Below are 14,500 nucleotides of genomic sequence, written 5' to 3'. Positions count from 1 at the left end.
CGATGGCCCTGCTCAAGGAGACCGACCACGGCACCCCGGCCCGCACCTCGGACACCACGGTCACCGTCGAGATCGACGGCCACACCGTCGAGGTCCCGGCGGGCACCTCGGTGATGCGCGCGGCCGCCGAGGCCGGCATCACCATCCCGAAGCTGTGCGCGACCGACTCGCTCGAACCGTTCGGCTCCTGCCGGCTGTGCCTGGTCGACATCGAGGGCGGCAAGGGCACCCCGGCCAGCTGCACCACCCCGTGCGCGGACGGCATGACGGTGTCCACCCAGACCCCGGAGCTGGCCGAGCTGCGCCGCGGCGTGATGGAGCTCTACATCTCCGACCATCCGCTGGACTGCCTGACCTGCCCGGCCAACGGCGACTGCGAGCTGCAGGACATGGCGGGTGTCGTCGGGCTGCGCGACGTCCGCTACGGCTACGAGGGCGCGAACCACCTCGACGAGGGCAAGGACACGTCGAACCCGTACTTCGACTACGACCCCAGCAAGTGCATCGCCTGCTCGCGCTGCGTCCGCGCCTGCGACGAGGTGCAGGGGACCCTGGCGCTCACCATGGAGGGCCGCGGCTTCGACAGCCGGATCGTGCCCGGCGGCGCACCGGACTTCCTGTCCTCGGAGTGCGTCTCCTGCGGTGCCTGCGTGCAGGCCTGCCCGACGTCGACGCTGCAGGAGAAGTCGGTCGTCGATCTCGGCATGCCGAACCGGACGGTGCTCACCACCTGCGCCTACTGCGGCGTCGGCTGCTCGTTCAAGGCCGAGCTGCGCGGCGACCAGCTGGTCCGGATGGTGCCGTACAAGGACGGCGGCGCCAACGAGGGGCACAGCTGCGTCAAGGGGCGGTTCGCGTTCGGCTACGCCGACCATCCGGACCGGCAGCTGTCGCCGATGATCCGCGACTCGATCGACGACGAGTGGCGGGTGGTCGACTGGGACACCGCGCTCGGCGAGGTCGCCCGCCGGTTCTCCGCGATCCGCGACGAGGTCGGCCAGGGCGCGATCGGCGGCATCACCTCGTCCCGGACGACGAACGAGGAGGTCTACGCGGTCCAGAAGATGGTCCGCGGGGCGTTCGGCAACAACAACGTCGACACCTGCGCCCGGGTCTGCCACTCCCCCACCGGCTACGGCCTGAACCAGACCTTCGGCACCTCGGCCGGCACCCAGACGTTCGCCTCGGTCGAGCACAGCGACGTGCTGCTGGTGATCGGCGCCAACCCGACCGACGCGCACCCGGTGTTCGCGTCCCGGATGAAGCGCAGGCTGCGGGCCGGCGCGCAGCTGATCGTCGCCGATCCGCGCCGGATCGACCTGGTCCGCTCGCCGCACATCGAGGCCGCGCACCACCTGCAGCTGCAGCCGGGCACCAACGTGGCGCTGGTCAACGCGATGGCGCACGTGGTGGTGACCGAGGACCTGACGGACCGGGAGTTCCTCGACGCCCGCTGCGAGGGCCTCGACGAGTACCTGGAGTTCATCTCCTCGCCGGAGAACTCGCCGGAGATCCTGGAGGAGGTGATCGGCGTCCCCGCCGAGGAGGTCCGGGCGGCGGCCCGGCTGTTCGCCACCGGCGGCAACGGCGCGATCTACTACGGCCTCGGCGTCACCGAGCACTCGCAGGGCTCGACGATGGTGATGGGTATGGCCAACCTGGCGATGCTGACCGGCAACATCGGCCGCGAGGGCGTCGGGGTGAACCCGCTGCGCGGCCAGAACAACGTGCAGGGCTCCTGCGACATGGGCTCGTTCCCGCACGAGCTGCCCGGCTACCGGCACATCGGCACCGAGTCGGTGCGCGACATCTACGAGCAGCTGTGGGGCACCACCCTGGACCCGCACCCCGGGCTGCGGATCCCGAACATGTTCGACGCCGCCGTGCGCGGCACCTTCCGCGGGCTGTTCGTGCAGGGCGAGGACATCGCCCAGTCCGACCCGAACACCCGGCACGTGGAGGAGGCGCTCACCGCGCTGGACTGCCTGGTCGTGCAGGACCTGTTCCTCAACGAGACGGCCCGGTTCGCGCACGTCTTCCTGCCCGGGACGTCCTTCCTGGAGAAGGACGGCACCTTCACCAACGCCGAGCGGCGGATCAACCGGGTGCGGCCGACGACGGCGCCGCGCACCGGCAAGCACGAGTGGCAGGTGGTCAGCGAGATCGCAGGCCTGATGGGCTTCGACATGGGCTGGGCGAGCTCGTCGGACATCATGGACGAGATCGCCGCGACCACCCCGACGTTCGCCGGGGTCAGCCACCGCCACCTCGACGAGGTCGGCTCGGTGCAGTGGCCGTGCAACGACGCCGCCCCGCTGGGCACGCCGATCATGCACGTCGACGGCTTCGCCCGCGGCAAGGGCAAGCTCATGCCGACCACCTACGTGCCGACGCTGGAGCGCAGCACCCGGCGCTACCCGCTGATCCTGACCACCGGCCGGATCCTCAGCCAGTACAACGTGGGCGCGCAGACCCGGCGCACCGCGAACTCGTCCTGGCACGCCGAGGACGTGCTGGAGATCCACCCGCACGACGCGGAGGACCGCGGGATCATCGGCGGCGAGTTCGTCGAGATCAGCTCCCGGGTCGGTTCGACGCGGCTGCGCGCCCGGCTGTCGGACCGGATGCCGGTCGGCGTCGTGTACACCACGTTCCACCATCCGGTCTCCGGGGCGAACGTGGTGACCACGGAGAACTCCGACTGGGCGACGAACTGCCCGGAGTACAAGGTCACCGCGGTGCAGGTGGCGCTGCGGGTGGCGGCCGAGGCCGGGACCGAGGACGCCGGGCACACCGCCGCCGTCGCCGTGGCGGGTGACTGACGATGTCCGGCACCACCACCCCGGAACTGCGGATGGCGCACGAGATCGCCCGCCAGTTCGCCGGCCGCCCGCACGACGAGGCGGTCGGGACGATCGCCGGTCACCTGCGCAAGTTCTGGGCGCCGGCGATGATCGCCAACCTGGTCGAGGAGGCGGACCGGGGCGCGGACCTGGACCCGCTGGTGGCGGGGGTCGTCGCGGAGCTGCGGTGACCGACGGTCGGCGCCCGACGCTGTCGCGCCGGTCGTTCCGCCCGGCCCGTCACAGCGTGAACCGGTCGGTGAGCTGCAGCCGGATCCCGGCCAGCGGACCGCCGACCTGCTGGAGCCGCCCGCCGACGGCCAACGTCCCGAGATCGACCGCCGCGAAGCCGATCTCCTCGATCGGTCCGGCGACCACGGCCTTCGGCCCGGCGTGGTCACCGGAGACGAACAGCACGGTGCGGGCCTTCCCGGCGGGCGGATCGGCGAGCCAGGCCGTCGGCGCCGAGTTGAACGCCTTGACCACCCTGGCACCCGGTGCGAGATCGGCGACGATCTCGCTGGGGTGCGCCCGGAGATGTCGCCCAGCGCGAGCGGCGCGGTGCCGGTGAAGCGGTTGGTGGCATCGACGAGGACGTGATCGGCCCAACTCGGATCGCCGACAGCGCCTTCTGCACGTTGGGCCGGTCCACCGCCAGCACGCCGATGTCCCGCTCGGCGGCCTGCTGCGGGGTGGCGGCCGAGGCCCGCCGCCCCGTAGCCGCGAGGGGCACACCGGCGCGGGCTCGGGCCGCGGCGGACGGCGGGAGGTCGCTCAGCAGGTGAGCGGTCAGCCGGACCGGCACCGTGATGCCGGCCTGCAGCTCCCAGCTCATCGCACACCCTCTTACCCGATCTGTGAGGGACGGCGCGGCTCAGCCGCCGGCCCGCCATGCGACGACCGCGTCGCTCACCCGGCGTCCGTGCGTCGCCGACAGGTCGCGCTCCCGGTACGGCGACCGGCTGCCGCGGGCGATCGGCGCGCTGTCCTGCACCGCGTCGGCGAGCCGGTGCAGGTACTCGCGCCCCTGCCCGCGCAGGCCGCCGATCTCGGTCCCGTCCAGCGCCAGCAGCACCGAGTAGCCGACCGGGCCGTGGTTGCAGTGCACGTCGAGCAGCAGCCGGCCGTCGTCGTCGAGCAGGAACCAGTGGTGCGGCTCGTGATCGACGACCCGCATCGCGGGATCAGCCGCCGGCGGCCGGCCGGGACCGGACCTGCGGCCGGGTCCCGTCGCCGAGGTCCGGATCCGGGAGGACGCCGTCCGGGTCGACGACGGCGACGGTGTGCCCGTCCAGCGCGAGCCGGCGCAGGCCCTCCAGCGTCATCCGCCGCCCGACGTCGGAGAACCGGTCGACCCGGGACAGGTCGAGCACGATCTCGGAGTCGTCGACCGGCATCTCGGCGAGCCGGTGCAGCACCGCCTCCGCCCCGGAGAACTGCACGACGCCCTGGAGCGCGACGACCGTCGTGTCGCCGTCCGGCCGGATCCCGCGCAGCACGGTCGAGCCGTACGGCTCGGCCTGCATCAGGTGCATGCCCATGTCGCGGGAGAGCCGCTCGCAGATCGCGACGCCGCGCACGCTGTTGCCGTGCCCGTCCAGCCGCGGGGAGACGGTGGCGAGCCCGAGCTGGCCGGGCAGCGCGCCGATCAGCCCGCCGGCGACGCCGCTCTTGGCCGGGATGCCGACCCGGACCAGCCAGTCCCCGGCGCCGTCGTACATACCGGAACCGGCCATCACCGACAGCGTGCGACGGGCCACGTCGGCGGGCACCACCCGTCGTCCGGTGACCGGATGGACGCCGGCGTTGGCCAGCGTCGCGCCCATCACCGCCAGGTCGCGGACGGTCACGTTCACCGCGCACTGGCGGGTGTAGCCGTCGACGACCTCGGCGGCCGGCTCGCCGAGCACCCGGTAGTTGCGCAGCATGTGCGCGATCGCGAGGTTGCGGTCGGCGGTGTCCATCTCGGACCGGTACACCGACTCGTCGACGGACAGCCGCCGCCCGGCCAGCTCGGAGAAGAAGTCCAGGATCCGCTCGACGCGGGCGGCGCCGGTGGCGTCCGGCCCCACCAGCAGGTGGTGCACGGCGATCGCCCCGGCGTTGATCATCGGGTTCTTCGGGCGGTGCGTCCCGCCCTCCAGCGACAGCTCGTCGAACGCCTCGCCGGACGGTTCGACGCCGACCGTCGCGTCCACCACCTCGGTGCCGCGGTCGGCGAGCGCGGCGGCGTAGGCGAACGGCTTGGAGATCGACTGGATGGAGAACTCGACGTCGGCGTCGCCGGCCGCGTAGGTGCGCCCGGCGACCGTCGTGACGGCGACGCCGAGCACCTCCGGATCGGCCTGCGCCAGGTCCGGGATGTAGTCGGCGACCGCGCCGGAGCGGTCGCCCGCGACGCCGTCGAGGACCTCGGCCAGGTAGTCGGGGACGGGCGTGCGCATCAGCTGCCGCCCGATCCGGCGGCCGCGCTCTGCTGCTCCCACAGGGACAGCACGACGGCGACCACGAACAGCTGCACCGGCAGGCTCAGGCCGGGCAGCTCGGCCTCGGCGCCGCCGCGCCACCAGCTCAGCCTGCGGACCGAGCCGAGGGTCCGCTCGCCCTCGACGAGCAGCTGCTCGGAGCGCCAGATCGAGGCCCGCCGGAACTCGTAGGACCGGCCGTCGGCGGTGACCGTCCAGCGCTTGCGGGCGACCCGCTCGGCCGTGGCGACCACCGCGCCCGGCCCGGCCGCGCCGCCGGTCTCGTCGGTCAGGGTGTAGGTGCTGCGGAAGGCCCGCGTCCCGATCCGGTACTCGCGCCCGTCGACCGTCATCCGGCCGCCGGATCGCCACCAGTGCGAGCTGAACGTGGTGACCGGCGTGCCGTCCACGGTGAACGCATAGGCGCTGCGCCACGGACTGGTCTTCTCGGCGCGCAGCACGTCCGGTATCGAACCACCGGCGCCGGCCGGAGCACCAGCGGGCGCGCCGTCCCCCGCGCCCGGCTCAGGAACGCGGCGGCGCCCACGAGGCACGCCCGTCACCGTCGATCGGGATCGGCGGCCCGCCGGTCACCCCGGGCCGCACGACGGTCTCCACCAGGCCCCGGACCCGGGCCGCCACCTCGCGCCCGGCCCGCCCGCCGTCGCCCACCACGAGGCCCTGGGCGTCGAGGCCCGCGGCGTGCGCGAGATCGACCGCCCGCGGCGCGTACAGCTCCTGGGAGACCACGACGGCCGTCCCGACCCCGAAGATCTCGTGCGCGCGGCGCATCGTCTGCCAGGTGCTGAAGCCCGCGTAGTCGGTGAAGACATCCTCCGGCGGCACCCCGAGCGCGAGCGCCGCGTCGCGCATCGCACCCGGCTCGTCGTAGGAGATCCGGCTGTTGTCGCCGGACATCAGCAGCGCGTCCACCGTGCCGCTGCGGTACAGCTCGACCGCCGCGCCGACCCGCTCCCCCACGATGGTGCCGAGGGTGCCGTCGTCCTCCACCAGCGATCCGGGCACGATCACCACCTGCGCCGGGCGCAGCTGCGCCGGGTCGCGGAGCACGTCGTCGGCGGTGCGCCCGAGGACGACCAGGTTCGCCAGCGCGACGGCCAGCGCTCCGAGCAGGACGGCGGCGCCGACGGCGAGCGGTGTGCGGGACCGCGGGCGCCGGACGGACCGGCTCACGACGGAGGGTGGAGCGGGGCCGGCCGCTGCATCGTCACGTTCCCCGATGCTAGCGGGACCGGCCGCCGCCCCGCCGCGCGCTGCGCGGGTGCCTACCGGGTCCGCAGCTCGCGGCGCAGGACCTTCCCGCTGACCGTCTTCGGGATCTCGTCGAGGATCTCCACCTGCCGCGGGTACTTGTAGGCGGCCATCCGCTCCCGGGTGAAGGCGACGAGCTCGTCGGGCGTGACCGTGGCGCCGCCCCGCAGCGAGACGAACGCCTTGACCGTCTCCCCGCGGTACTCGTCGGGCACCCCGACGACGGCGGCCTCCCGCACCCCGGGGTGCTCGTAGAGGACGTCCTCGACCTCGCGCGGCCAGATCTTGTAGCCGCCCGCGTTGATCTGGTCCTTCTTGCGGTCGACGATGTAGAACCAGCCGTCGGCGTCCATGTACCCGACGTCGCCGGTGTGCAGCACGCCCCCGGGCAGCGCGGTCGCGGTCTCGTCCGGCTTGTTCCAGTAGCCGGCGACGACCTGGGGCCCCTCGGTGACCAGCTCGCCGATCTCGCCGGCCGGCAGCTCCCGGCCGTCCTCGTCGACGACCCGGACCATCGTGTTGTAGGTGGGCACGCCCACCGACAGCGCCCCGGACGCCGGATCGACCGGGGCCTCGGCGTGGAAGGGCACCCCGTGCGAGGGGGACGTCGTCTCGGTCAGCCCGTAGATGTTGTGGATGTAGTGGCCGAACGTGGCCCGGAAGGCCTCCACGGTGCTCGGCGGGATCGGCGCGCCACCCGAGTAGATCTTGGTGAACGACGCCAGCTTGGCCGGGTCGACGTCCGGCACGTTCATCAGTGCGATGAAGACGGTGATCGAGCCGACGGTGAACGTCGCCCGCTCCGCCGCGATGGTGTCGACGGCCAGCGCCGGGTCCAGCCGGTACATCAGCACCAGCGGCGCCCCGGTCAGCAGCGAGATCGCGATGTGCCCGACCAGCCCGGTGATGTGGAACAGCGGGGCGACGCCGAGCACCACGTCGTCCGGGCCGATGCCGATCCAGTCCCGGTAGGTGCGGGCGTTGAACACCACGTTGCGGTGGGTCGTCATCGCGCCCTTCGGCGGGCCGGTCGTCCCCGAGGTGTAGGTCAGGAAGGCGATGTCGTCCGGCCCGAGCTCGACCCGGGGCGGCGCGCTGCCGGCGTACCGGTCGAGCAGCCCGGCGAGGTCGAGGGTGCCCGGGCACTCGATGCGCTGCACACCGGCGAGCACCGCGGGCTCGTCGCCGGACCGGTACTCCAGCTCCGAGGTGGTGATCACGGTGCGCACCGCGGTGCCGCCGACCACCGCGGCCGCCACGTCGCGGTACAGCGACTGCAGCGCCACCAGCACGGTCGCCCCGGAGTCGGTGAGCAGCTCGGTGAGCTCGCGTTCGCGGTTCATCGGGTTGATCGACACGGCGATGCCGCCGGCCTTCCAGGTCCCGATCTGGGCGATGACGAACTGCGGGACGTTCTGCGCGAAGATGGCCAGCCGCTCGCCGGGGGCGAACCCCTCCGCGGCCAGTGCGGCCGCGAAGGAGTCGGTGAGCCGGTCGAGCTCGGCGAAGGTGATCCGGCCGTCGAAGTAGCGGATCGCGTCGGTGCCCGGCGTCCGGGCCGCGGTCGCCCGGAACATCTCCAGCGCGTTGTCGTACTCCGGTTCGATCGCGGCCGGCTGGCCCGGGTCGTACCGGGCCAGCCAGGGCTTGTCGTCGTACACGCTCATCGGATCGGGCTCACCGGATCGGGCTCACCGGATCACGACGGGATTGACCGGGGCGCCGGTGCCCTCGACGACGTTCAGCGGGGCCGCGGTGTAGAGGAAGTCCCACCGGCCGTCGGCCGCGCAGGCCTCGGCGAGCTTGTCCAGCAGGACGATCTCGGTGAGCACGATGCCGAGGTTGCGCATCAGGGCGCAGTGCAGCGGCAGCATCACGCCCGACACCGGGTCCTTGGTGACCTCGTTGGCGATGGTGTCGGTGACCAGGTTCGGGATCTCCCGGCGGTGGAACCACTCGACGAGCTCGCGCGAGTAGGTCAGGCCCGGCTCGACGAAGTCGGCGTAGAACTCCTCCGCCGGGACCGAGTAGAAGTAGGCCAGGAAACCGGTGCGGATCAGCAGGACGTCGCGCTGCCCGATCTCCACGCCCTGGGCCTTCGCGGCCGCCTCGAGATCGGTGTGGTCGAAGGTCTCGCCCTTGTCGAGCCACGGCTTGCCGCGGTGGCGCGCCATGTCGATCAGCACCCCGCGGCCCGCCACCCCGCGCTCGGCGATGGCCTGCACGGACGCCTTCTTCATGCCGTCGACGGTGTCGCGCGCGTCGTAGCCGTTCCAGATCTTGCCGTCGTACCAGACGTGCCCCAGCGCGTCGTACTGCGTGGAGCCCTGCAGGAAGATCTCCGCCTTGTCGTCGGCGTAGTGCAGGCCGCCGGGGAACGCCGGGGCGCCCTCCTTGCCCTCGTCCCACGACGACTCGTCGAGCACGTTGGTGCGGTTGATGCTCTCCCGGCCGGGGAAGACCGGATCGCCGTGCGGGTGCCCCATCGGCGCCTGCAGCGGGAAGACCTCACCGGACCGGACGTACCGCACCCCGCGCAGGACCTGCTCGGCGTCGAGGTAGTTCAGGGCGCCCACCTCGTCGTCGGGACCCCACCGGCCCCAGTTGCTGAGGGCGTCGTCGCCGAGGAGTTCCCGCATCGTGGGCACGTCGGACATACCGTCTCCTTCTACGCTGAAGTGATCACCGAGAACCAGAACGCTCGGTCGGCGGATGTTCAGGATCATGCAGAGCACGGCAGGCGGCGTCAAGAGTGGCATCCGACCAGCGGCAGAATGGCCCGGACGGGCCCGGAGGGTGCGCCCTGCGCGGCAACCGGTCGAGACGACCGGTTCAGCTGAACTGAACTTCGGAGGGGGTCGGCGGGACGTGCCGCATCATGTCCAGCGCGAGCGAGGCGTAGCGGCGGGCGAGCTCGGCCGGCCCGGTCGCGGCGGCCTCCGGGGACCCCGGGAACCAGTACGGCAGCGCCAGGCACATCGTCGTGATCGCCCTGGTCGTGGTCCGCACGTCGGCCGCGGTGAACCGGCCGAGCCGGACCGCGACCGAGGCCGCCTGCTCCAGCAGGTCCGGCACCCGGCGCTGCAGGGCCACCAGCCGCTCGCGGTTCGGCTCCTCGACGCTGCGCAGCTCCGACAGCACGAGCGAGGCGAGCTCGGCGCGCTCGGCGCGCTCGGAGTGGAACAGCGCGAGCGCCTCCACCATGGCGGCGAACCGCCCGGCCGGATCCGCGGTCTCCCGGCCGGCGGCGGCGACCCGCCACTCGAGGTCCTGCAGGGCGATCTCGAGCAGCGCCACCAGCAGCCGCTGCTTGCTCGGGTAGTGGTGGTACAGCCCGGGAACGCTGATGTCGGCGCCGGTGGCGATCACCCGCATGGTGGCGCCGTGGTACCCGGTCTCGTTGAGGACCTCGACCGCCGAGCTGAGCACCGGATCGAGCTCGAGCGGGGCGAAGACCCGCCACTGCCCGGCGCCCGGTGTCTCCGGTGGCGCGGCGCGGCCGGTCCCGTCGTCGGGGGGCGGTGCCTCGAGCAGCCGCGCGGCGGGCACGTCCAGGCAGCGGGCGATCTGCTGCAGGCGTTCGATCGTGAGCCCGACCTTGTCGTTCTCGATCGCGCTCATGGTCCCGACGCTGACGCCCAGCTCGGCGGCCAGCCGGCGGAGCGTGATCCCGGCACGCCGGCGGGCGGCTCGGACCGAGCCGCCCCCCGCCGACGGTTCAGGCATGCTGAACAGCATACGGGTGGTCCCCGTCGTACACTGCGGGCCGTGCGACCCGGCCCGGTCGATCCGCCCTCCGGTCGTGGACGGTGAGCGTCTACGAGCGGCGTCCCTGGCTGGCCAGGTACCCGCCGGGGCCGGCGCGGACGCTGCGCCGCGAGCACGATTCGCCGGCGGCCGCGTTCGCCGCCGCGGTGCGGGCCGCGCCCGGCGCCGCGGCGATCCGCTACTTCGGCACCACCCTCAGCTGGTCCGAGCTCGATCACGCCTCCGACGCCGTGGCCGCGCTGCTCGTCGCCCGCGGGTTCGCCCCCGGCGACCGCCTCGCGCTGTGCCTGCAGAACGACCCGGCGTTCGTGATCGGGCTCCTCGGCGCGTGGAAGGCCGGCGGGGTGGCCGCGCTGGTCAGCCCGATGAGCAAGCAGCGCGAGCTGGAGTTCGCCGTGGCGGACTACGCGCCGACCGCGCTGCTGGCGCTCGACGACCTCTACGAGGAGGTGATCCGCGCCGTGCTGGCCCGCCCCGGGAACACCGTGCACACGGTGATCACCGCCTCCCCGCTGGACGGTCAGCCGCAGCCGGACCGCCGGCTGTTCGACGGCGCGGTCGCGCACCGCCCCGGTGACACCCTCGATCTCGGCGCGCTGGTCGCCTCGTACGCCGGATCCCCGCCGGCCCTCGTCCCGCCGCGGCCGGACGAGGTCGCGGTGCTCGCCCCGTCGTCCGGCACGACCGGCGCCCCGAAGGCCGCCATGCTGACCCATGGCTCGCTCGCCCACAACGCGCAGACCTACCGGGACTGGACCGGCCTGCGCCCCGGCGAGCCGATCCTGGCGACGGCGCCGCTGTTCCACGTCACCGGCCTGGTCGGCGCGGTGCTCCTGGCGTTCGTGCTCCGCTCGCCGCTGGTGCTGACCCACCGCTTCCACCCGGGCGTCGTGCTCGACGCCGTCCGCGCACACCGGCCGGCCTTCACGGTCGCCGCGGTGACCGCCTACATCGCCCTCGCCGACGAGCCGGGGACCGGCCCCGCCGATCTCGCCTCGCTGCGCCTGCGCCTGTGCGGCGGGTCCCCGCTGCCGCCCGAGGTCGCCGACCGGATCGAGGCCGAGCTCGGCGGCTACCTGCACAACGTCTACGGGCAGACCGAGTCGTCGTCGCCGACGCACATGGTCCCGCCCGGGCTCCGCGCCCCGGTCCACCCGGACACCGGGGTCCTGTCGGTCGGGCTGCCGGTCTTCGACACCGCGGTGACCGTGCTGGACGAGGGGCGGCCGGTGCCGGTGGGCGAGATCGGCGAGCTGATGACGTCCGGGCCGCAGATCGCGCCCGGCTACTGGCGGCGGCCGGCCGAGACCGCCGAGGTGTTCACCGCGGCCGGGATGCGGACCGGCGACGTCGGCCTGATGGATCCTGACGGCTGGTTCTACGTCGTCGACCGCAGCACCGACCTGATCAACGCCGCCGGCTACAAGGTGTGGCCGCACGAGGTCGAGCAGGTGCTCACCCAGCATCCGGCGGTCCGCGAGGCCGCCGTCGTCGCCATCGCCGACGACTACCGGGGCCAGTCCACCCGCGCCTACGTGGCCCTGCAGCCGGGCACCGGCGCGACCGAGGTCGAGCTGATCGAGTACTGCCGGCGGCAGATGGCCGCCTACAAGTACCCGCGGGAGGTCGAGATCGTCACGGCCCTGCCGCGGACGGCCACCGGCAAGCTGATGCGCCGCGCGCTGCGCGGGCGGTGAGCCGGCCGGCCGGCGCGGTTCGGCTCCGCCCCGGTGGAGCTCGGCGCCGCGTTCCCGAGCTGTTGGTGATCCACAGCCGGAGCGTCGCGGAGCCACCGGACGGAAGCGCTCACGAACTGAACGGTCGTGGCACCGCCGGCACCGACAGCCGCAGCGTGGGCGATGGCCGATGCGCGGTCCGATCCGGACAGCTGGGCCGGGCGGACCGTGCCGCCGCTCCCGGTCGCCCAGCGCGCCACGAACTCGGCCACCGCGGACTCGGCGCCGATCAACAGCGTCCCGGAAGGGTGCTCGGCGGCGACGAGCGTCCCACTCGTCTCCTCGATGTCGGGCACGGGCGATCGTCTCCTCGTACTGATGTCGGTTCGTGCGCCGGGCCGTGCAGCGGGCGCCACGCCCCTGCCGATCCGCCCCGGGTCACTCTTGCCGTGTGCGATGCGTTCCTGGTGAAACGACCGGCACCCGCTAGGGATACCGGGATCCCGACCGGGGATCGCATCGGCAGCGGAAGCAGCGACGCAGGCGGCCGGGGGCATCGCCTCGAGCGGTGCGGAGCCGATCTCGCGAGTGACGTGGCCCCGACCCGGTGCACCGTTGCCGCCGGCCGTCAGCGGTTCCCGCTGCACGACACCGCCGAGAAATCACCCTCCGCCGACTCCTCGGAGATGACCGCACCATCGACGAGGATCCGGCAGGAAATCTCACCGGACCCGCCGGCAGCGCTCACCGAGTAGTCGGTGGGTCCTGGCTCGGCGGGCAAGGTCCGCTCCCACGGCAGCTCCGCGCCGGAGACCTGGGAGACCGCCGTCCCCCGGCCGACGGTGATCGTGACCGCCGATCCCGATCCGTTCACCTCGAAAATCACCTCGGTCGCCGCGGGTCCGGTGACAACGTTGACGGCCGGTTCGACGCCGAGATCCTCGCCGCCGAGATCCTCGCCGCCGAGATCCTCGCCGCCGAGATCCTCGCCGCCGGCTTCCTGGCCGCCGGTCGGTATCCCGGACGCGACCGTCCTCCACCATCGATCCAGGCACGATCACCACCTGGGACGGGCCGCAGCTGCGCCGGGTCCCGGAGCACGTCGTCCGCGGTGTGCCCGGGGACGACCAGGTTCGCCGCCGGGACGGCCAGCGCCCCGAGCAGGACGGCGGCGCCGACGGCCGGCGGTGTGCGGAACCGTGGTCCGCCGGTGGAGCGCCTCACGGCAGTGGGTGGAGCGGGGCCGGCCGCTGCACCGTCACGTTCCCCGATGATAGCGGGACGGGTCACCGCGCCGCCGGTGGAACTCCCTGCGGCGGCGCCGGGACGGGGGCCCACTGCAGTTCCGCGGCGAGCACGACACGGGTGATCTCGACCAGCTGCGCGCCGATCCCGGCCCGACGCAGGTGCGGGATCCGGACGAGGTCGTCGACCCCCGCCCTCGCCGCCCGGACCAGGGTGGCGGCCGCGGCCTGGTCCAGCTCCGGCCGGGCCGTCCGAAGGAGCTGCGTCCAACCGGCCAGCAGGCCGTCCCGGTCTCGCCCGTCACGATCGGAGTCGGCGAGATGGATCGACTCGGTCAGCGCCACCGAGACCAGGTCCGGGAAACGCAGAGCCAATCCGACGTAGAACTCGCCGAACAGCCTGAGCACGTGCGCCGGATCGCTCCCGCGCCCGTGCGCGTCTAACAGGCCGAGGGTGACCCATTCGTCGAGCCTGCCGAGCAGCGCGGCGAGGATCGCCATCTTGCTCGGGAAGTGGTGGTAGATGCTCGGCCCGTGGATACCGGCCCGCTCGCCGATCTCCTCGAGCGTGACGCCGAGGTAGCCGCGCGTGCGGAACAGCGCCGCAGCGTGGTGCAGCAGCCGTTCCCGCCGGGAGGTCAGCTCCGGATCCCGGCGGTACGGCTGCGGGCCCAGGTCGTCCGGACCGGGGAGGGGCAGCCGGCCGATGTCGCGGACCGCGGCGGTGAGGAGCTCGTCGTCGTGCAGCGGACGGGTGTCGGCGACAAGACTCTGCCCCTGACTTGCGGCGACGGCGAGCACCGCCCAGGCGAGGGGCTCCGTGTCGGCCCGGCTGCCGCGATCGTCCCGGTCCGCGGTGAGGACGGCCTCGACCCCCCGGGCGATCTCGACGACGCGCCGCTGGACGGATCGGCGTTCGGCCTCGTCGAGGTGGCGTGCCTCGCGCTGCCACAGCAGGGCGTGTGTCGGGTCGTCGAGGTTCATCCGGACGATCCGGCCGACCAGATCGTCCCAGCCCGGATCGGCGTCCAGCGCCGTGAAGTAGGCGTCCTGCCCGGTGACGGAGACGTGCGCCAGCAGGGCGTGCTTGTTCGGGAAATGCCGGTAGAGCGCGCGGGCGGTGACGCCCACGGCTCCGGCGATGTCCTCCATCCGGACCGCGTGGAACCCCCGCTCGGCGAACAGGATGCGGGCGTGCCGGGCCACGTGCTCGCGCCGGTCCCGGGGTCGAC

13 protein-coding genes are annotated in these 14,500 nt (G+C 73.2%); 3 read left to right on the top strand and 10 right to left on the bottom strand.

Annotated features, from left to right (window positions below; genetic code table 11):
- Positions 1 to 2: 2 nt before the first annotated feature.
- Positions 3 to 2,822, top strand: coding sequence for a formate dehydrogenase subunit alpha (gene fdhF / locus ACVJO7_RS24935; RefSeq protein ID WP_491674895.1), 2,820 nt, complete (start codon positions 3 to 5; stop codon positions 2,820 to 2,822).
- Between the two features lie 2 nt (positions 2,823 to 2,824).
- Positions 2,825 to 3,034, top strand: coding sequence for a formate dehydrogenase subunit delta (locus tag ACVJO7_RS24930; RefSeq protein WP_344025881.1), 210 nt, complete (start codon positions 2,825 to 2,827; stop codon positions 3,032 to 3,034).
- A 49-nt stretch (positions 3,035 to 3,083) separates the two neighbouring features.
- On the opposite strand, the gene ACVJO7_RS24925 is transcribed toward ACVJO7_RS24930, so the two are convergent.
- From ACVJO7_RS24925 to ACVJO7_RS24890, 8 genes are all read right to left on the bottom strand, one after another.
- On the bottom strand, positions 3,084 to 3,329 hold the full coding sequence (locus ACVJO7_RS24925) for a hypothetical protein (RefSeq protein ID WP_491674894.1): 246 nt from the start codon (positions 3,327 to 3,329) through the stop codon (positions 3,084 to 3,086).
- A 388-nt stretch (positions 3,330 to 3,717) separates the two neighbouring features.
- A complete protein-coding gene (locus ACVJO7_RS24920; RefSeq protein WP_491674893.1) occupies positions 3,718 to 4,020 on the bottom strand; it encodes a hypothetical protein in 303 nt (100 codons plus the stop codon).
- A gap of 7 nt (positions 4,021 to 4,027) precedes the next feature.
- Positions 4,028 to 5,287 (bottom strand): glutaminase, encoded by a 1,260-nt coding sequence (locus ACVJO7_RS24915; RefSeq protein WP_491674892.1) that lies wholly within the window; start codon positions 5,285 to 5,287, stop codon positions 4,028 to 4,030.
- The gene (locus ACVJO7_RS24910; protein WP_491674891.1) at positions 5,287 to 5,769 is read right to left on the bottom strand and encodes a hypothetical protein; all 483 of its coding nucleotides are present in this window, start codon (positions 5,767 to 5,769) and stop codon (positions 5,287 to 5,289) included. The genes ACVJO7_RS24915 and ACVJO7_RS24910 overlap by 1 nt, the downstream gene beginning before the upstream one ends.
- A gap of 64 nt (positions 5,770 to 5,833) precedes the next feature.
- The gene (locus ACVJO7_RS24905) at positions 5,834 to 6,502 is read right to left on the bottom strand and encodes a SanA/YdcF family protein (RefSeq protein ID WP_491674890.1); all 669 of its coding nucleotides are present in this window, start codon (positions 6,500 to 6,502) and stop codon (positions 5,834 to 5,836) included.
- Positions 6,503 to 6,594: 92 nt separating this feature from the next.
- On the bottom strand, positions 6,595 to 8,247 hold the full coding sequence (locus ACVJO7_RS24900) for a class I adenylate-forming enzyme family protein (RefSeq protein ID WP_491674889.1): 1,653 nt from the start codon (positions 8,245 to 8,247) through the stop codon (positions 6,595 to 6,597).
- 24 nt (positions 8,248 to 8,271) lie between these two features.
- Positions 8,272 to 9,237, bottom strand: coding sequence for a cyclase family protein (locus ACVJO7_RS24895; RefSeq protein WP_344025899.1), 966 nt, complete (start codon positions 9,235 to 9,237; stop codon positions 8,272 to 8,274).
- Positions 9,238 to 9,412: 175 nt separating this feature from the next.
- A complete protein-coding gene (locus ACVJO7_RS24890; RefSeq protein ID WP_491674888.1) occupies positions 9,413 to 10,306 on the bottom strand; it encodes a TetR-type transcription factor C-terminal domain-containing protein in 894 nt (297 codons plus the stop codon).
- A gap of 83 nt (positions 10,307 to 10,389) precedes the next feature.
- Here ACVJO7_RS24890 and ACVJO7_RS24885 point away from each other — a divergent pair, with 83 nt between their 5' ends.
- Positions 10,390 to 12,045: a class I adenylate-forming enzyme family protein gene (locus ACVJO7_RS24885; RefSeq protein ID WP_491674887.1), complete on the top strand. Its 1,656-nt coding sequence runs from the start codon at positions 10,390 to 10,392 to the stop codon at positions 12,043 to 12,045.
- Positions 12,046 to 12,652: 607 nt separating this feature from the next.
- Here the strand turns inward: ACVJO7_RS24885 and ACVJO7_RS24880 are convergent.
- Both ACVJO7_RS24880 and ACVJO7_RS24875 read right to left on the bottom strand, forming a co-directional pair.
- Positions 12,653 to 12,910 carry an MmpS family transport accessory protein gene (locus ACVJO7_RS24880; RefSeq protein ID WP_491674886.1) on the bottom strand — a complete coding sequence of 86 codons (258 nt, stop codon included), beginning with the start codon at positions 12,908 to 12,910 and terminating at the stop codon, positions 12,653 to 12,655.
- A 400-nt stretch (positions 12,911 to 13,310) separates the two neighbouring features.
- Positions 13,311 to 14,474 carry a TetR/AcrR family transcriptional regulator gene (locus ACVJO7_RS24875; RefSeq protein WP_491674885.1) on the bottom strand — a complete coding sequence of 388 codons (1,164 nt, stop codon included), beginning with the start codon at positions 14,472 to 14,474 and terminating at the stop codon, positions 13,311 to 13,313.
- Positions 14,475 to 14,500 lie beyond the last annotated feature (26 nt).

Source organism: Pseudonocardia sp. DxW (genome assembly GCF_058448985.1).
This window is presented reverse-complemented; position numbering and strand designations above follow the sequence as displayed.